Here is an 18,306-nt window from a genome sequence, read left to right on the forward strand (position 1 = left end):
AAAGCCCCGCTCTCCTGTGAAGGAGGCGGGGCTTTTCAGTGCTCGCCCATCAGGGTTTTGACGCTATGGCCTGCTCCACCGCCTTGATCAGTTCCGGGCTGTCCGGCTTGGTCAGGCTGGAAAAACTGGCCACCACATTGCCTTGGCGATCCACCACATACTTGTAGAAGTTCCACTTCGGCGCCGCGTCGGCCTGCTGCGCAAGCACCTTGAACAGGTGCACCGCATCCGGCCCCTTGACCTTCTGCGGCTCGGTCATGGTGAAGGTCACGCCATAATTCACGTAGCAGACCTTGGCGGTTTCTTCACCCGTCTTGGCTTCCTGCTTGAAGTCATCGGACGGCACGCCAATCACTTCCAGGCCTTCGCCCTTGTAGCGCTGATATAACGCTTCAAGGCCTTTGAACTGCGGAGCGAAGCCGCAGAAACTCGCCGTATTAACGATCACAAAGGGTTTGCCAGCAAATTGCTGGCACAGGTCGATGGATTCCTTGGCCCGCAGCTTGGGCAGTTGGCCCTCCAGCAACGGTGGGCAACTGGCGGCCATCGCCACGCTGCCAATAGCCATCAGGACGGGTACAGCGAGCCAGCGCATCTGCATGTCAAAAGTCCTTGAGTCGGTTCAGACCCACAACTTAACAGATCGCCATGCCCAGTTGCATCAACGCCAGGCCGCCCCGCTGCCAGCCCCACCAGGCCAGCAGCAACAGCACCAGCCCCGCCGCCAACAGCATAAGACGCGCCGTCATGCTCATGCTGCCTCCATCTGCGCCTGTATACGTGCCACCGGCCGCTCACGCACCGGCCAATTCAGCGCGGCGGCGAGCAGGCTGAGCAAAATTGCCACCTGCCAGATCAAATCGTAGCTGCCAGTTCGATCATAGACCACCCCGCCCAGCCACCCGCCGAGGAACGAGCCAAGCTGGTGGAACAGGAACACAATCCCGCCCAGCATCGAGAGGTTGCGCACACCAAACAGGGTCGCGACGGTGCCGTTGGTCAGAGGCACGGTGGACAACCACAAAAAGCCCATCGCCATGCCAAACAGATACGCCGTGACTTCGGTGACCGGCGCCCACAGGAACAACACGATCACCACCGCCCGCAACAGGTACAAGCCGGTGAGCAGGCGCGGCTTGGACATGCGCCCACCGAGCCAACCTGCCGTGTAGGTGCCAAATACGTTGAACAGGCCAATCAACGCCAGCACCGTGGTGCCCACCGTGGCCGGCAGGTGCTGGTCGACCAGATACGCCGGCAAGTGCACACCGATGAACACCACTTGGAAACCGCAGACAAAAAAGCCGAAGGACAGTAGCCAGAAGCCGGAGTGAGAACAGGCCTCTTTGAGCGCCTCACCCAGGGTTTGCTGGCCCACCGTGACCGCCAGCGGCCGGTCCTTGAGCATGGCGACCAGCGGCAGGATCAGCGCCACCATCAAGCCCAGCGCCAGCAAGGCGGCCGACCAGCCGAGCCAGCCAATCAGGCCCAGGGTGCCGGGCACCATGGCGAACTGGCCGAACGAGCCGGCCGCACTGGCAATGCCCATGGCCATGCTGCGTTTTTCGGGCGCTACGGCGCGGCCGACCACGCCGAGGATCACCGAGAACGAGGTGCCGGACAGGCCAATGCCAATCAGCAAGCCTGCGCTCAATGACAGCGACCACGCGGAGTCGGACATGCCCATCAGCACCAGGCCGACGGCGTACAACACCCCGCCGACAAACACCGCCTTGGTCGCGCCGAAACGGTCGGCCAAGGCCCCGGTAAATGGTTGCGCCAAGCCCCAGATCAGATTCTGCAAGGCGATGGCAAAGGCAAAGGTTTCACGCCCCCAACCGAATTCGCTGCTCATCGGCGCCAGAAACAGGCCAAAGCCATGCCGTACGCCCAAGGACAACGCCAAGATCAGCGCACTCCCTAAAAGGACCCAACCACTGGTGCGCCACATCGAGGTCATTTCTTATTCTCCGTTCGCGGGTATATACCCGCTTGTAGTCGAACAAACCGCCGTTCAGGCGAGTTCATCCAGCAAGGCCAACAACATTTCGCGCTTTTCGGCGCCAAGCTTATCAATCAGTTTCTGTTGCGCTGCTTCCCACGCCGGCAACGCAGCGGCCAGCCGTTCATGGCCGGTGTCAGTCAACACCACTAGGCGGTTGCGCAAATCGTCGCCCTCCACCAACTGCACCAGCCCCTCGCCTTCCAGGACACGCAGGTTGCGCCCCAGGGTGCTGCGATCCAGGCCCATGGCGTCCGCCAGGCTGGAAATGCTCGGCTGGTCGAGACGCTGCAGGTTGCACAGCAAAGAATACTGGGCAACGTTGATCCCGAAGCCGTCGAGAGCGCCGTCGTAGTGCCTGCTGACGCCACGGGCGGCGCGTCGCAGGTTAGTGCATAAACATTGGGAGGCAAGCATAGAGCGTGTATATACCCGGAGTTAACCAATTGCAAGAAAGCGTTACAACGCCAGCCCGACCAACACCGCGACTTCAAGCAGCTCCAGCAGTGCGCCAGCGGTATCGCCCGTGGTGCCGCCCAGACGCTTGACCATCAACTGGCGCAGCCACACGAAACACAATGCCGCCAGCAACACCGCGATGCCGCCGTTGAAGCCGCCGATCAGGATACAGGCCAACCCGCTGAGGATCAGCACCTGTTGGCCGACAATTCGCGGCAGATGGTCTGACAGTGCCTGGCCCAATCCGCCCGCCCGCACATAGCGCGTGGTGAGAAACAGCGCCAGCATCGAGGCGCGTCCGATCAGGGGCGCCAGGATCAAGGCGGCGCCATTGTGTTGCTCGATCAACGCCACCAAGGCGCTGAACTTGAGCAGCAGCACCAAGCCCAGGGTGACCACCGCAATCGGGCCGCTGCGCGGGTCTTTCATGATGCTGAGGGTGCGCTCGCGGTCGCCAAAGCCACCCAGCCATGCATCGGCGCTGTCGGCCAGGCCGTCCAGGTGCAGGCCACCGCTGAGCAATACCCAGGCCGTGAGCAGCAACGCGGCATGCAACAGCAACGGTGCGCCCAGCAGCACATAGTTGAGGCCCCATAACAGCACGCCGAACAGCAACCCAACCAGCGGATAAAACAACAACGAACGGCCCAGTTCTTGAGGCTGCGGCATGCCCGGCAAGCGAATGGGCAGGCTGCTGAGAAATTGCAGGGCGATCCAGAACGGCAGCATCATCAGCGCCCTTCCTTCAGCACGCCATCGGCCTCTACCTGCAGGCCGAACAAGGCACCGTGACCCACTTCGACATTCAGCAGTTGCTCACGGGGCAAGCCTCGCGCCCGGGCCAGCAGCAGGCGCATTACACCGCCATGGCTGACCAACAGCACGCGCTGGCCAGCATAGGCCTGATGCAGCCGGGCGACAGCGCCAAGCACCCGCTCTGAAAACCGGATGACCGGCTCGCCCTGCGGTGGCGTGAAGGCATAGGGGTTGGCCCAGAACAAGCCCAGCCCTTGGGCATCGGTGTCCATCAACGCGGCCGCACTCTGCCCTTCCCAGGCGCCGAAGTGCAGCTCCTGCAAGTCAGGCGCCAGACTCACCGGCACATCGAGCTGCGCCCCCAATTCCTGGGCAAACAGAGCGCAGCGTTGCAGCGGTGAGCTGATCAGCCGATCCCACGGCCCCTGCCCCACCACTGCGTCGCGCATCTGCTGCCAGCCGTTGGCCGTCAGCGCATCGTCCAGGCTGCCACGCAGGCCACCGCCCAGTTCGGTTTCGCCGTGGCGCAGCAGGTCCAGGCGCAAGGTCATGCGGGGCGGTCCGCCACGGCGGCTTCGGCGAAGGTCGCCATCTGCCCGTGCAGCGCACACGCCAGGCGCAACAAGGGCACCGCCAACGCGGCGCCGCTGCCTTCGCCCAGGCGTAGGCCCAGTTCCAGCAACGGCTGCGCGTCGAGGCTGTACAGCACATGGCGATGGCCCGGCTCGGCGCCCCGATGGCCGAACACCAGCCATTGGCGGCACGCCGGGTTCAAGCGCACCGCTACCAGCGCGGCCACGCTGCAGATGAACCCATCCACCAACACCACGATACCTTCCTGGGCGCAGGCCAGGTAAGCACCGACCAGCGCGGCTATTTCAAAACCGCCGAGATTGAACAGGGTTTGCAGCGCATCGCTGCGCTGGCCGGCGTGCAACGCCAAGGCGCGTTCGATGACCGCGACCTTGTGGCTGACCCCTGCGGCATTCAAACCGGTGCCAGGGCCTGTGAGGTCACTGACCTGGCAATCCAGCAATGCGCAAGCCAGGGCGCTGGCGGCAGTGGTGTTGCCGATGCCCATCTCACCGCCGATAAACAGCTGCGTGCCGCTTTCCAGGGCGCGGCGTGCGCTGTCTCGTCCAGCTTGCAAGGCCAACTGCCCTTGGGCTTGGGTCATCGCCGGGCCATGGATGAAATTGGCCGTGCCCGCGCCGATATTCAGGTGACGAACGCCGGGCAAATCCAAGGACGGCGTGACGGTGCCGAGGTCGACCACTTCCAATTGCGCTTGCAGTTGCCGCGCCAGCACGCTGATTGCCGCACCACCGGTGACGAAGTTTTGCAGCATCTGGCCAGTGACCGCCTGGGGAAATGCCGACACACCTTCAGCAACCACGCCGTGATCGCCGGCAAAAATCGCGATCCATAGGTGATCTACCGAGGGTTTGGCCTGGCCCTGCAAACCTGCCAGCTGCACCGCCAGCGCTTCCAACTGGCCGAGGGAGCCAGCGGGTTTGGTCAACTGCTGCTGACGCGCCAGCGCCTGTTCGTGGGCCGTGGCATCAATGGTCTTGCAGGGGTTGAGCCACCAGGAATCGGTCATAACGCAGTACCTTTCAAAGTCAGGGGCAGGCCGGCAACCGTCAGTACAACGCGCTGACATTGCTCGGCCAAGGCTTGATGCAGCCAACCGGCTTCATCCACATAACGGCGAGTCAATTCGCCCAGCGGCACGACACCCAGACCGGTCTCGTTGCTGACAAAAATGATTTCCCCCGGCAGCGAGGCCAGGGTTTGCAGCAGGTGATCGCGCTCGGATGCAAGGCGGGCCGGGTCTTCGAGCATCAGAAGATTGGTGAGCCACAAGGTCAGGCAATCCACCAGCAGGCAGCGATCAGTGGCGGCGTTTTCGCGCAGCACGCGCGCGAGGTCGATGGGTTCTTCAACCAGGCCCCAATGGTCGGGGCGGCGCTGGCGGTGCAGCGCGACGCGCTCGTTCATCTCACCGTCGAGGGGTTGGCTGGTGGCGATGTAAATGACGGCAAGCCCGCTCTGTGCGGCAAGCTTTTCGGCCAGGCGGCTCTTGCCCGAACGGGCGCCGCCGAGGATCAATTGATACATGCAAAGGTCTCTGGCGAACAGTGTGGGAGTGGGTTTGCTCGCCAATAGGGTGTGTCAGTGAATGCACTTATGGCTGGCCCACCGCGTTCGCGAGCAAGCGTGCTCCCGCGACGGCCTGACAGCCGACCGGGATGTTGGATTAGACCGCGTGCATATCCGTTATGTAGGTAACGGCTACCTAGGGTTCCGCCCTGACGGCGGCTCACTTTTGAAAAGCGCAAAAGTAAGCAAAACGCTCTTGCCCCACCACTCGGCACCTCGCCTAGGCTCGGTGTGCCCGTAATCCGCCAGTGATTTGGGGGGCCGCCGCCACGCGCCATCCATGGCGCGGGGCGGCTAAACCGGCATCCCTGCCGGTTTACCCCCCAAATCCCTGTCGAATTCCGGCCAGCGTGGTTTAACGGGGCGCCTGAGATCAAAAGCAGATCAAGATCAAGAGCGGCTCGCTTCGCATCGTGGTTACCGTTGAGCGCTGCAGAGGTGTGTAGATAGCTATGGCTATCGTAGGCGTGCCAGCTGCCACAATTGGGTCGTGTGAACACCTTCAGATTCCACATAGCTTGCGCAACAACTCGGTGTCCAGGTGGTGCTCCACCAAGTCCGCCAAGCGCTCGATATCGCGCTCGCGCAGGCCGTGATAATCCACCTCTTGCACGTCCTGCAACCCGGCCCAACGCAGCAACGCGCTGCACGCTGCCGGGGTTTCGAATAAGCCGTGCAGGTAGGTGCCTAGAATTTGCCCATCGGGGCTCTGCGCGCCATCGCTGCGGCCATCGTCCAGCAGCACGGCAGCGCTTGCCAAGGCAGCGCCGCAGGTTACCCCCGCATGGATTTCATAACCGCTGACGTCGGCGTCTTCCAACACCAGGCGTCCACGCACGTTGCGCAACTGCTTCTCTTGTTCCAGGGTGGTGCTGAACGCCAGTAACCCGAGGCCGTCGCTGGAGCCCGCAAGCCCTTCCAGGCCCAGCGGGTCATGGACTTGCTCGCCGAGCATCTGCAAGCCGCCGCAGATCCCCAGTACCTTGCCGCCATAACGCAGGTGCCGCGCCACGGCGGTGTCCCAGCCATTGGCACGCAGGTAGGCCAGGTCACTGCGCACGCTTTTCGAGCCCGGCAGGATGATCAGGTCAGCAGCCGGTATCGACTGGCCCGGCCCGACGAACTGCAAGTCCACCTGGGGATGCAAGCGCAGCGGGTCGAAGTCGGTATGGTTGCTGATGCGCGGCAGCACCGGCACCACTACCTTGAGCACTTGGGCGGCCTTGTCGATCTGGCGTTGGTCGATGCCGTCTTCCGCCTCCAGGTGCAGGTCCATCACGTAGGGCAGCACGCCGATCACCGGTTTGCCGGTGCGCGCTTCGAGCCAATCCAGCCCGGGTTGCAGCAACGCGATATCACCGCGAAAACGGTTGATGATGAAGCCCTTGACCCGCGCCTGCTCACTGGGTGACAGCAGTTCCAGGGTGCCAACCAGATGGGCGAACACGCCGCCGCGATTGATGTCTGCGATCAACAGCACCGGGCAGTCCACCGCTTCGGCGAAGCCCATGTTGGCGATGTCATTAGCGCGCAGGTTGATCTCGGCCGGTGAGCCCGCGCCTTCGACCATCACCACCGGGTAGGCCTGGCTCAAACGCGTGTGGGAGGCCAGCACGGCTTGCATCGCAATGGCTTTGTAGTCGTGGTACGCCACGGCATTCATGCTGGTAACGGCACGGCCATGGATGATCACCTGGGAACCGGTGTCGCTGTTGGGTTTGAGCAACACCGGGTTCATGTCAGTGTGGGGCGCCAGGTTGGCAGCCTGGGCCTGCACCGCCTGGGCGCGGCCGATCTCGCCGCCTTCGGCGGTCACTGCGCTGTTGAGCGCCATGTTCTGCGGTTTGAACGGTGCCACTGCGATGCCCTGGCGTACCAGCCAGCGACACAGCGCGGTCACCAGGGTGCTTTTGCCGGCGTCAGAGGTGGTGCCCTGCACCATCAACGTGCTCATGTGGCGTCCTTGTAGGCGGCCAGGGCTTCGTCAAGGCGCAGCCAGTCGGCGTCGGTGTCGGGCAGGCCGAAGCGCACGCTGCTGTTGTGCACAAACAGGCGCAGCAGGATGCCGCGCTGGGCCATGAATTCGTACAGCCGTTCAGCGTGGGGGGTAATCAACCACTGGAACAATGCGCAGCCGCCGTGGGGTTGAAGGCCGCGGCGCTCAAGCAACTCGAACAGACGCTGGCCGGCTTCGATGCAACGACTGCGCTGGCGCGCATGCCCGGCGGTATCGCGCAGGCACACTTGGCCCAGCACCCGCGTCGGCCCGCTGACGGCCCAGGGCCCGACTTGTTCGGCCAACAGCTTGAGCAACTTGCGCTCGGCCAGCACGAAGCCCAGGCGCACACCGGCCAGGCCGAAAAACTTGCCGAATGAGCGCAGCACGATCAAGCCGACCTGGTCGGCATGCCTGGCCAGGCTCAAGTCCGGGGTTACGTCAATGAACGCCTCGTCCACCACCAGCCAGCCACCGCGTTGGGCCAGCCGCGCATGCCAGTCCAGCAGGCGCTGTGGGCTCAAGCTCAATCCCGTGGGGTTGTTGGGGTTGACCACCACCAGCACGTCGAGGCTGTCGAGAAAGAAGTCGACTTCCTGCTCCTGCACTTCGCGCACCACATAACCGGCGCGGCGCCAGGCTTCGGCGTGCTCGGCGTAACAGGGCGAAAGCACGCCGACCTTGCCGGAACGACGCAGGCGCGGCAGCAGTTGGATCGCTGCCTGGGAGCCCGGCACCGGCAGCAACGGGCCGGCGCCGTAATACTCGCTGGCAGCCTTCTCCAAACCGTCATCGGTTTCCGGCAAACGCGCCCAGGCACGCAAGGGAATCTCGGGAATCGGCCACGGCCAGGGCGCCAGGCCGCTGGAAAGGTCGAGCCAATCCGCTTCGGCAATGCCGTACTCAATCGCGGCCTTACGCAGCCGACCACCATGTTCAAGCATAGATTTGCGCCCCCACGCACAGGACCAGCAGCCACAACCATACGCCGCGCTGCACCAGTTGCCAGCCGCGATCAATGGAATCGGCGTCGGCCGGCGGGCCTTCGCCCAATGGCGGGCGCTGATGCACCTCGCCGTGATAAATCGCCGCGCCGCCGAGTTCCACACCCAAGGCTCCGGCCCCTGCCGCCATCACCGGGCCGGCGTTGGGGCTGTCCCAGGTCGAGCCCTGGGTGCGCCAGCATTTGAGCGCCAGGCGGGTTTTACCCAATAGCGCGTAGGTTAAGGCCACCAAACGCGCAGGAATATAGTTGAGCACATCATCGATTCTGGCGGCTGCCCAGCCGAAACGCTCAAAGCGCTCATTGCGATAGCCCCACATGGCGTCCAGGGTGTTGCTGAGGCGATAGAGGACCACGCCTGGCACACCGGCCACCACGAACCAGAACAACGCAGCGAATACCGCATCGCTGCCGTTCTCCAGCACCGATTCGGTGGCCGCGCGGGCGACTTCAGTGTGGTCCAGTTCGCTGGTCTGGCGGCTGACCAGGTAACTCACACGCGTACGCGCTTCGTCCAGGTCATCACGGCGCAGGGCCTGGGCCACTGGGGTGACGTGCTCACCCAGGCTGCGCATGCCCAGGGCGCAGTACAACGCCATAATCTCCAGCAGCCAGCCAATATAGGGCGCCCACGACAACGCGGTGGCCAGCAGGGTCAGCGGCACCACGGCGATAAACCACGCGGTCACGCCATGGCTGCGCCAGCCACGCCCACCGCTATTGAAACGTTGCTCGATGCGCCCGGCGAAATTGCCGAATGCCACCAGCGGATGCCAGCGCCTGGGCTCACCCAGCAGCGCATCCAGCGCCACCGCAGCCACACACAGCAAGGCCACACTCATTGACTCACTCCCCACGTGTTTTCATACAGCATGTCACTTAGCGGTCGCGGCTCGGCCCAGCCTTCTAGCTGCAACATCGGTGCCGGGTAAAACTCGGCCACTGGCCCCAGGCACAACACTGCCAGCGGTTTTGCGCCGGGCGGCAAGCCCAGCAGCTCGGCCAGGGCCTGGGGGTCGAACAGCGAAACCCAGCCCATGCCCAACCCTTCCACGCGCGCCGCCAGCCACAGGTTCTGGATCGCGCAAGAGAGCGAGGCCATGTCCATTTCCGGCAAGGTACGGCGCCCGAAGATGTGGCGCTCGCGGTCGTCCATCAAAGCGGCGACCAATACCTCGGCGCAGTCGTTGATGCCTTCGACCTTGAGCTTCATGAACGCATCGGAGCGCTCGCCCAACGCTTCGGCAGTGCGCACGCGTTCTTCTTCTACCAACTGTTGAATCTGGCTGCGCAACGGGCGGTCGCTGATGCGGATAAAACGCCACGGCTGCATCAGGCCGACGCTGGGCGCCTGGTGCGCGGCGTGGAGCAGGCGTTGCAGCAGTTCAGGCGCGACACTGCCGCCGCTGAAGTGGCGCATGTCGCGGCGTTCGGCGATGGCGCGGTAGACGGCTTCGCGGTCGGCTTGGGGGAATGCGTTGTCAGTCATGGCCTCTTCGCGAGCAAGCCCGCTCCCACATTTGAAATGCATTCCCCTGTGGGAGCGGGCGCAAACAACGCGGCCACCGCGCCAGGATTCGACGGAAAATAAAAGTGTACGTAGGAGGCTGTCAATCGACCTTGGCGATAGACCGCTTCAGCCCCGCGCCCGCCGTTAGGGCTCAGGCCACGGGCAATCGGCGCCCATTCGGTACTGGTCAGGGAATGGTGATAGGTATGCCCACGCAACGTCCCCTCCGGCAGTTCAACGCTTTGCAGTGCAAGGGCCGCGAGTTTCTTCTGCATCACCGCATCGCCTTGCAACAAGCCAACCAGTTCGGCGCGTGTACCCTCCACATCGGTCAAGGAGTCGAGCAGATAGAGCATGCCACCGCATTCGGCGAGCAGCGGTTTACCAGCGGCGTGATGAGCACGAATGGCGTCCAGCATCGCGGTATTGGCCGACAATGCCTGGTGGTGCAATTCTGGATACCCACCGGGCAGATAGAGGCTGTCAGCTTCAGGCAGCTGGCGATCATGGATCGGTGAGAAGAACTTCAGCTCGGCGCCCATTGCCCGCAACAGATCCAGGCTGGCGCCGTAGGTAAAGGCAAAGGCTTCGTCACGGGCCACGGCAATACGCACACCGGCCAGCAAAGGTTCGGCTTCGATCACCTCGGGCGCGGCAAAGGTCACCGGCGGCGGCAGGGCCACTTCGCAACTGCTGCCCAACGCCTGGGCGGCGGCGTCCAGGCGCACGTCTAGGTCGTTCAATTCGCTGGCTTGCACCAGGCCCAGATGACGGCTGGGCAGTTCGATGCCGGTCTCGCGGGACAATGCACCGTACCAACGCAAGCCCTCGGTGAGGCTGCCTTCGAGCAATTGCGCATGGCGCAACGTGCCGACGCGGTTGGCCAGCACGCCGGCGAACGGCAGGTCGGGTTGATAGCGCGCCAGCCCCAGGGCCAAAGCGCCGAACGTCTGGGCCATGGCGGTGCCATCGATCACGCCCAGCACCGGTACACCGAAGTGCCGCGCCAGGTCAGCGCTGGAAGGCGTGCCGTCGAACAGGCCCATCACGCCTTCGATGAGAATCAGGTCGGCCTCCCCCGCCGCCTCCCAGAGCAGACGGCGACTTTCCTGCTCGCCCACCATCCACATGTCCAACTGGTACACCGGCGCGCCACTGGCACGCTCGTGGATCATCGGGTCGAGAAAGTCCGGCCCGCATTTGAACACGCGCACCTTGCGCCCCAGGTTGCGGTGCAAACGCGCCAGCGCGGCGGTGACCGTGGTTTTGCCCTGGCCGGACGCCGGAGCGGCGATCAATACGGCCGGGCAATGACGGGGCTGATTCAAAGTTCGACGCCTTTTTGTGCCTTGATACCGGCCTGGAACGCGTGCTTGAGCATGCCCATTTCGGTGACGGTGTCGCCCATTTCGATCAGCTCAGGCTTGGCGCCACGGCCGGTGACTACCACATGCTGCATGGGCGGGCGGGCTTGCAGGTCGCTGAGTACCTGGTCCAGGTCGAGGTAACCGTGCTTGAGGGCGATGTTCAGTTCGTCCAGCACCACCAAGCCGATGGAGGGGTCATTCAACATGGCCCGAGATACCGCCCAAGCCGCTTCGGCGGCGGCGATATCGCGCTGGCGGTCCTGGGTTTCCCAGGTGAAGCCTTCGCCCATCACATGAAAGCGCACCTGCTCGGGGAAGCGGCGGAAGAACAATTCTTCGCCGGTGCTGTTACGCCCCTTGATGAACTGCACCACACCGCATTGCATGCCATGGCCCATGGCTCGGGCCAGCATGCCGAACGCCGAACTGCTCTTGCCTTTGCCATTGCCGGTCAACACCAGCAGCAGGCCACATTCGTTGGGGGAATTGGCGATGCGCTCGTCAATCACGGCTTTTTTGCGCAGCATGCGCGCCAGGTGGCGTTCGTCGCGTTCGGGGGAATCAGTCATGGCAGCTCTCCGTTGGGGCTGGACAAAAACGGCGGGCAGGAAAAAGAAAAAAACAGACAGCCAAGCATCGCCCACCGTGATGCTGTTGGATGATCCAGGCCGGTCTCCGGGCTCATGAGTGGCGCTTTTGATAGCAAGCAGCCGAGGGTGCGCCTTCCCATATCGCACGCGATACAGTGGCAAACAGCACCGTCTTGACTCATTTACCGTTGCGGGGGCAGCGCCGGAATCGCGGCAGCACTGTGTACAAGTGCGCTCACTCACCGGCTTCCCTGTTTCACTCCGTCGACGCGTACGCCACAGAGCACCTGGAACAAGCCGCGAAGGTTAGTGGGTTGGGGGTGGAGCGTCAATTAAAGCTGGCCTTGTACTTGAACCATCCGCCGTTCGTGCTTCTCTACCCCTACAGGTATCAAGGAGAAAACCATGCCTAAAACCCGACTCGCCCTAATGATCATGTTCGCCGGCAGCCTCGCTGCGTGCGGCGAAAGCTCGACCCTGCAGGTCGCCGACGGCACCGGGCCCTCGCCCCGGCTGCCGGAGCCGAACAAGACGCTGATCCCCACTGTCAATATCGCCCCGGCCATCGGCTGGCCCGAAGGCGCCAAGCCCGTCGCCGCCGCCGGCACCCAGGTGGCCGCGTTTGCCGAAGGCCTGGATCACCCGCGCTGGCTCTACGTATTGCCCAACGGCGATGTACTGGTGGCCGAGACCAATGCACCGCCCAAGCCGGACGATACCAAAGGCCTACGCGGCTGGGTGATGGAAAAAGTCATGGACCGCGCTGGCGCCGGCGTGCCGAGCCCGAACCGCATTACCTTGCTGCGCGATGCCGACCATGATGGCGTGGCAGAAACTCGCACGGTGTTCCTGGAAAACCTCAATTCGCCGTTTGGCATGACCCTGGTGGGTAACGACCTCTATGTGGCCGATTCGGATAAATTGCTGCGCTTCGCCTATCAGCCGGGTGAAACCGCGATCACCTCCCCCGGCACCAAGGTGGTGGATTTACCCGGTGGCCCTTTGAACCACCACTGGACCAAAAACGTAGTGGCCAGCCAGGACGGCAGCAAGCTGTACGTGAGCGTCGGCTCCAACAGCAACGTCGGCGAAAACGGCCTGGAAGCCGAACAGGGTCGCGCCGCCATTTGGGAAGTCGACCGCGCCAGCGGCCAGCACCGCATTTTTGCTTCTGGCCTGCGCAACCCCAACGGCATGGCGTGGGAGCCACAGAGCGGCAAGCTGTGGACGGCAGTCAACGAACGCGATGAGATTGGCAGTGACCTGGTGCCGGACTACATCACCTCGGTCAAGGATGGCGGCTTCTATGGCTGGCCGTTCAGCTATTACGGCCAGCATGTGGACGTACGTGTCACCCCGCAGAACCTGGACATGGTCGCCAAGGCCATCGCTCCCGACTATGCGGTAGGCCCTCATACTGCGTCGCTGGGGCTGACCTTCGCCAAGGGCAGCAAACTCCCCGCCCCCTTCGTAAACGGCGCATTTATCGGCCAGCATGGTTCCTGGAACCGCAAGCCGCACAGTGGCTACAAGGTGATTTTCGTGCCGTTCGAAGGGGGCCAGCCGAAAGGGCAACCGGTGGATGTGCTGACGGGGTTTCTTGATAGTGATGAGAAAGCCATGGGCCGGCCGGTTGGCGTGGTGATTGATCAGCTGGGGGATTTGCTGGTGGCCGATGATGTGGGCAATAAGGTTTGGCGAGTGTCGGCTGCTAAGTAGATCGCCACACACCAATGTGGGAGCGGGCTTGCCCGCGATTACGGTGGCCCAGCCAACTAACCCGTTGACTGACACACTGCATTCGCGGGCAAGCCCGCTCCCACATTTTGAGTTTTACTGATTCAGGGATTACGCGCCAGGTTCCCCGGCAGCACCCGCTTGGCACTCAGATAGGCATTCTGCCAATACGCTTTGGATAGCGTATCCAGCTTCACCGTACCGCCGGTTTGCGGCGCGTGTACGAAGCGCCCCTCCCCCACATAAATGCCCGCATGGCTGACCCGCGAACCACCACCGGTGGCGAAGAACAGCAAGTCGCCGGTTTGCAGGTTTTGTTCGCTGACGTCCTGGGCACGCATCACGATCAATTCACGGGTGGTGCGCGGCAATGAGATGCCGGCAGCGTCGCGGAATACAAAGCCGATCAGGCCGCTGCAATCAAAACCCGAGTCCGGTGTGTTGCCGCCCCAGCGATAAGGCGTGCCGACCAGGCCTAGCGCACGAAAGAGCACGTCTTCGGCAGCCGGCGAGAAATTCTGGGTGGCATAGTTGAACACCGGCTTAGGCTTGACCGCGACGGGCGCGGGCGGCGGTGTGCGACTGGCGCAGGCGCTGAGCAGCGCGGCGCAAACAACAAGCATCAGGCGGGCCGAGGTCGACATGTGCAGAACAATCCTGGTCTGGATGCGGCTTTCGCTGCCGAACGTTGAAAACCAGAACGCGCAAGCAAAGCTCGCGCGAACGGATGACAACAATGTCCAGGGATTCTAGCGCTTACACGTCAAACTTCAAGTATCACTTTAACTTTACTTACTAGCGGTAACCGTCGTCGGGGCCATGGCGAGTGCGCGCTTGGCTTCGATGAAGGTTTTGCTCCAATAGCTGTCACCCAGGTTATCGACCCGAACACCACCACTGCGGCGGCTGCTGGAGTGAATAAACTGGTTATCGCCCAGGTAGATACCGGCGTGGCTGACACGACCGCGGCCACTGGTACTAAAGAAAAGCAGATCACCGGGCTTGAGGTTGTTTCGTGCGACCAACGGTGCATTCACGTTGATCATCTCGCGCGTGGAGCGCGGCAGGTTCATACCGGCTTCTTCACGAAACAGGTAGCCAATGAACCCGCTGCAATCAAAACCGGCTTCCGAGGTGCCGCCAAAACGGTAACGGGTACCGATCAAGGACATGCCGCGCTCAAGGATGCTGTCGGCCAGAAGTGGCAGTTGGTAAGGCTTGCTGTCGGAGAACTCGGCGAGTTCTTTTTCGGTTGCCACCTCTTCTTCATAAACAGAAGCAGACTGTGCAGCAACGAACTTTGCCTGATTATGAACCTGTGGTTTTTGCTGTTCTGCCACCTGCTGAGGGTGGGAGGCACAACCAAACAACAGGGTAACGAGTGCGAGAGGCACGAGGGGTGCGAAGCGATTTAGCATGGGCACGACCGTGGCTGATGTGTAAAGAAGCCGAGACTATGCCCTCTATCACATCGATTTGCAAATTCAATCGTGATCTATGTGACTTCCGGTTTCGACCATGACATCTAAGCCGTGATTCCATTTTTTGCTTCAGTTGCGTAGCCCTTAAGGCTCAAACGCAGGTTTTCTGACGCCTTGAAAATGCCGACATATGGAAAATCAAGGCCTTACCAACCCAAGGTCTCTTTCAGAAAAGGGATCGTCAATTTTCTTTGCGCCTGCAAAGAAGCTTGGTCGAGCTGTTCAAGCAAATCGAACAGCGCGCTCATGCTCCGGGTACCACGGGTGAGAATAAAGTGCCCGACTTCGTCGGTCAGGTGCAGGCCACGGCGGGAAGCACGCAGTTGCAGCGCACGCAGCTTGTCCTCGTCGGACAACGGGCGCATCTGGAAGATCAGCGCCAGGGTCAGCCGCGACTTGAGGTCGGCCAACTTCACCGGCAGCTCGCGGGGCGAGGTAGAGGCCGCAATCAGCAGACGTCGGCCGCTGTCGCGCAGGCGGTTGAACAAATGAAACAGCGCCTCTTCCCACTCCGCCTTGCCGGCCACTGCCTGCAAGTCGTCGAGACACACCAGTTCGTATTGCTCAAGGTTATCGAAGATGCCGATGCCGCGGTCCATCAACTCTGCCAGGGGCAGGTACACCGCCGGTTCGCCCATCTGTTCGAAACGCAGGCACGCGGCCTGCAGCAGGTGGGTACGCCCCACGCCATGCTTGCCCCACAGATAGATCAGGCTTTCAGTCCACCCGGCGTCGGCTTCGCAGAGCCGCTCGACATAGCCGAGTGCAGCGGCATTGGCGCCTGGGTAGTAGTTGATAAAGGTAGCGTCATCACGCAGACGCACACCTAGGGGCAGCTGAATCGGTTTCATGCTGACTGAACGGCTCCCATCGAACCGTTAGTGGCCTCTGTGTAAAGTTTGCAAAGTTTATACCCGTGACGCCGGGCGCACAATGCAGCAGACCACAAGCAAAATCAAAGGTTTGCGTTAACTCGCAGGTTTACGCGAATTTGTTTGACGCCCCCGGCGCCAATAACAACAAACCCGGCCAGGGCCGGGTTTGTGACATTGCGATTACAACTCGGGCTCATCCACTCCTGTGTAAACGTCTGAATCCTTGTACAGGTCGTGCACATGGCGCACCAGCACCATGATCACCGCCGCCACCGGCAGCGCCAACAGGATGCCGGTAAAGCCGAACAGCTCGCCACCCGCCAGGATCGCAAAGATTACTGCCACCGGGTGCAGGCCGATTCGATCGCCCACCAGCAGTGGCGTCAGCACCATACCTTCCAAGGCCTGGCCCACCATGAACACTGCGACAATCCCCAGCATCGGGTACAGGTCGCCGCCGAACTGGAACAGCCCGGCCACCAGCGCCGCACCGATGCCAATCACAAAGCCCATGTAGGGCACGATGGCCGCGAGGCCCGCAATCAAGCCGATCAACAGCCCCAGCTCAAGGCCGATCGCCATCAGGCCGGCAGCGTAAATCACGCCCAGGGCCAGCATCACCAGCAACTGCCCGCGCACGAACGCACCCAGCACCTCATGACACTCCGCCGCCAGGGAAACCACGCGTTCTTCACGATCACGGGGCAGCAGGCTGCGGATCTTGGCCATCATGATGTCCCAGTCTCGCAGCAGGTAGAACGCCACCACCGGGATCAGCACCAGGTTGGTCAACCAGCCGATCAGCGCCAGGCTGGAAGCGGTCGCTTGGCTGAGCACCACCGTAACGATGTCGGTGGTCTTGTCCATATGTTCGCTGATGGCCGCCTTGACCTTGTCGAACTTCCAGAAGCCATCTGCCAGCCCGAACTTGGACTGGGCCCACGGCATTGCCGTGTGCTGCAACCAGTCGAGCATCTGCGGCGCCAGTTCATAAAGGCGAAACAGCTGCTTGGCCAACATCGGCACCAATATCAACACCAGCGCCGTGATGATCAACGTGAACAGCGCAAACACCGTGATCACGCCCCAGGTGCGCGACATGCCGACTTTTTCCAGGCGATCCACCACCGGATCGAACAGGTAGGCGAGCAGTAGCGCTACCAGGAACGGCGTCAGGATCGAATGCAGCAAGAACACAAAAACGCACAGCAGGACAATCCCGCCAAGCCACACCCAACGACGCGTATCCGCCATATACCACTCCATCTGTTATCTACGCCCTTCTTCTATATAGAAGGAGGAACACCGTTTACCAACGAAAACGCAGTTGCGCCTGAGGCTCAGGTGCAGCAGCCGGTTGCGCGCCATCGACCACGACGGGCTGGGCCAAGGCTTCGCCAGCAGGAATTTCCTGCAGCTTGGCCAGGCTCAATTGGGTGCGCAGTTGTTCGGCGCTGCCATTGACGCGATACACAATCCGGTTGCCATCCACTAACTGCGGCTGGCCGCCAAAGGGCTCGAGCAAGCGACCCAGGGCGGCGTAGCGCTCCAGGTTCATGCCTTGCACCTCAAGCAGTTGCTCAGTGCTCACCCCAGGTTTGACCGCAAAACGCGGGGCCAGCTTTTGGCTGACCGCCAGCAAGACAGCATCGGCGAGCGCGGCAGTGTCAGCGCCTTGGGCGGTGCCCTCCTCAGCCTTGTCGCCCAGCCACAAGCGCCATTTGGCCTGCCATTGACTGCCTTCCTGACGCGCATGCACCGCCAGCAACGCATCGGCACCGTAGCGCTCGGACGCTGCACGCAAAGGCGTGGCGTCCGGGCTTTCAAGATTCGGCGCGGTGGCGACTACCTGTTCATCCAGGTCTCCCAGCGGCAAGCGCAGCGGCAGACCCCGGTGTTGCGCGGCCCGGCGCAGGGCCTGGGCCACGGCCTGGCCATCGCCGACCAGGCTGCTGCCTTCGGTTGAATCGTTCAACCACCAACCCAGGATCGACGGCCGGTTGCTGCCCCAGATCGACAGGCCCGCATCACGCAAGGCGCGGTCGGTGCTGACCGGGTCGAAGTCCACTTGCAAGCTTTCCGGCGGGCCGGCGTCGTAGCCGTACTGGCTGATGATTTGTTGCGGATCTTTGCGGATCGCCGCCAGGCCCGGGCCATCGGCGGCCTTGGCGTCGCCGGTCAGGCGGATCACCAGGGTCTGCACGGCACGCTGTGTGGCCTGGTCGCGCTCTTGGGGCGACTGGCTGCTGACCGGTTCAAGTACTTGATAGAGGCCATTGAGGGTTTCGGCATGACTCGCCAGGCTGACCAACGACAAGCAGCCTACAAAAAAGAATTTACACAGACGCATGGAAGATTCCCGAACGA

Annotated in this window: 19 protein-coding genes and 1 riboswitch; of the genes, 1 reads left to right on the top strand and 18 read right to left on the bottom strand. The window is 62.4% G+C overall.

Annotation, left to right across the window (positions count from 1 at the left end):
* Window positions 1-49: 49 nt before the first annotated feature.
* The 13 genes from ACWHXD_RS21810 to cobO all read right to left on the bottom strand — a co-directional run bounded on the left by ACWHXD_RS21810 (window position 50) and on the right by cobO (window position 11,825).
* Window positions 50-601 (bottom strand): glutathione peroxidase, encoded by a 552-nt coding sequence (locus ACWHXD_RS21810; protein ID WP_138762482.1) that lies wholly within the window; start codon window positions 599-601, stop codon window positions 50-52.
* 150 nt (window positions 602-751) lie between these two features.
* Entirely contained in the window at window positions 752-1,960 is a 1,209-nt protein-coding gene (locus tag ACWHXD_RS21815) for an MFS transporter (RefSeq protein ID WP_014719382.1), read from the bottom strand.
* A gap of 54 nt (window positions 1,961-2,014) precedes the next feature.
* On the bottom strand, window positions 2,015-2,419 hold the full coding sequence (locus ACWHXD_RS21820; protein WP_138762483.1) for a MarR family winged helix-turn-helix transcriptional regulator: 405 nt from the start codon (window positions 2,417-2,419) through the stop codon (window positions 2,015-2,017).
* 42 nt (window positions 2,420-2,461) lie between these two features.
* Window positions 2,462-3,190, bottom strand: coding sequence for an adenosylcobinamide-GDP ribazoletransferase (locus ACWHXD_RS21825; RefSeq protein ID WP_032897829.1), 729 nt, complete (start codon window positions 3,188-3,190; stop codon window positions 2,462-2,464).
* A 2-nt stretch (window positions 3,191-3,192) separates the two neighbouring features.
* Entirely contained in the window at window positions 3,193-3,768 is a 576-nt protein-coding gene (gene cobC, locus ACWHXD_RS21830; RefSeq protein WP_138762484.1) for an alpha-ribazole phosphatase family protein, read from the bottom strand.
* Window positions 3,765-4,820 carry a nicotinate-nucleotide--dimethylbenzimidazole phosphoribosyltransferase gene (cobT, locus tag ACWHXD_RS21835; RefSeq protein WP_138762485.1) on the bottom strand — a complete coding sequence of 352 codons (1,056 nt, stop codon included), beginning with the start codon at window positions 4,818-4,820 and terminating at the stop codon, window positions 3,765-3,767. Before cobT ends, cobC begins: the two co-directional genes overlap by 4 nt.
* Window positions 4,817-5,338, bottom strand: a complete 522-nt coding sequence (gene cobU / locus ACWHXD_RS21840; RefSeq protein ID WP_138762486.1) for a bifunctional adenosylcobinamide kinase/adenosylcobinamide-phosphate guanylyltransferase — start codon at window positions 5,336-5,338, stop codon at window positions 4,817-4,819. Before cobU ends, cobT begins: the two co-directional genes overlap by 4 nt.
* Before the next feature lie 544 nt (window positions 5,339-5,882).
* Complete coding sequence (locus tag ACWHXD_RS21845; protein WP_138762487.1) at window positions 5,883-7,334, bottom strand: cobyric acid synthase; 1,452 nt, start codon at window positions 7,332-7,334, stop codon at window positions 5,883-5,885.
* A complete protein-coding gene (cobD, locus tag ACWHXD_RS21850; RefSeq protein WP_032895906.1) occupies window positions 7,331-8,320 on the bottom strand; it encodes a threonine-phosphate decarboxylase CobD in 990 nt (329 codons plus the stop codon). Before cobD ends, ACWHXD_RS21845 begins: the two co-directional genes overlap by 4 nt.
* Entirely contained in the window at window positions 8,313-9,221 is a 909-nt protein-coding gene (gene cbiB / locus ACWHXD_RS21855; protein WP_138762488.1) for an adenosylcobinamide-phosphate synthase CbiB, read from the bottom strand. Before cbiB ends, cobD begins: the two co-directional genes overlap by 8 nt.
* Window positions 9,218-9,868, bottom strand: a complete 651-nt coding sequence (gene bluB / locus ACWHXD_RS21860) for a 5,6-dimethylbenzimidazole synthase (protein ID WP_032895904.1) — start codon at window positions 9,866-9,868, stop codon at window positions 9,218-9,220. Before bluB ends, cbiB begins: the two co-directional genes overlap by 4 nt.
* The gene (locus ACWHXD_RS21865) at window positions 9,865-11,217 is read right to left on the bottom strand and encodes a cobyrinic acid a,c-diamide synthase CobB (RefSeq protein ID WP_138762489.1); all 1,353 of its coding nucleotides are present in this window, start codon (window positions 11,215-11,217) and stop codon (window positions 9,865-9,867) included. The genes bluB and ACWHXD_RS21865 overlap by 4 nt, the downstream gene beginning before the upstream one ends.
* Window positions 11,214-11,825 carry a cob(I)yrinic acid a,c-diamide adenosyltransferase gene (cobO, locus tag ACWHXD_RS21870; protein ID WP_137205163.1) on the bottom strand — a complete coding sequence of 204 codons (612 nt, stop codon included), beginning with the start codon at window positions 11,823-11,825 and terminating at the stop codon, window positions 11,214-11,216. Before cobO ends, ACWHXD_RS21865 begins: the two co-directional genes overlap by 4 nt.
* Before the next feature lie 80 nt (window positions 11,826-11,905).
* Window positions 11,906-12,152: riboswitch (cobalamin riboswitch) on the bottom strand.
* 99 nt (window positions 12,153-12,251) lie between these two features.
* Between cobO and ACWHXD_RS21875 the strand changes: the two genes are divergently transcribed.
* Window positions 12,252-13,565: a PQQ-dependent sugar dehydrogenase gene (locus tag ACWHXD_RS21875; protein ID WP_138762490.1), complete on the top strand. Its 1,314-nt coding sequence runs from the start codon at window positions 12,252-12,254 to the stop codon at window positions 13,563-13,565.
* Window positions 13,566-13,687: 122 nt separating this feature from the next.
* Here the strand turns inward: ACWHXD_RS21875 and ACWHXD_RS21880 are convergent, their stop codons facing one another.
* The 5 genes from ACWHXD_RS21880 to ACWHXD_RS21900 form a co-directional block, all read right to left on the bottom strand.
* A complete protein-coding gene (locus ACWHXD_RS21880) occupies window positions 13,688-14,227 on the bottom strand; it encodes a C40 family peptidase (protein ID WP_138762491.1) in 540 nt (179 codons plus the stop codon).
* Window positions 14,228-14,371: 144 nt separating this feature from the next.
* The gene (locus tag ACWHXD_RS21885; RefSeq protein ID WP_138762492.1) at window positions 14,372-15,001 is read right to left on the bottom strand and encodes an NlpC/P60 family protein; all 630 of its coding nucleotides are present in this window, start codon (window positions 14,999-15,001) and stop codon (window positions 14,372-14,374) included.
* Window positions 15,002-15,210: 209 nt separating this feature from the next.
* Window positions 15,211-15,915, bottom strand: coding sequence for a DnaA regulatory inactivator Hda (hda, locus tag ACWHXD_RS21890; RefSeq protein ID WP_003193052.1), 705 nt, complete (start codon window positions 15,913-15,915; stop codon window positions 15,211-15,213).
* Window positions 15,916-16,119: 204 nt separating this feature from the next.
* Entirely contained in the window at window positions 16,120-17,193 is a 1,074-nt protein-coding gene (locus ACWHXD_RS21895; RefSeq protein WP_003193054.1) for an AI-2E family transporter, read from the bottom strand.
* A gap of 55 nt (window positions 17,194-17,248) precedes the next feature.
* Window positions 17,249-18,289, bottom strand: coding sequence for a DUF2066 domain-containing protein (locus tag ACWHXD_RS21900; protein WP_138762493.1), 1,041 nt, complete (start codon window positions 18,287-18,289; stop codon window positions 17,249-17,251).
* Window positions 18,290-18,306: the final 17 nt, after the last annotated feature.

Source organism: Pseudomonas fjordensis (assembly GCF_976987115.1).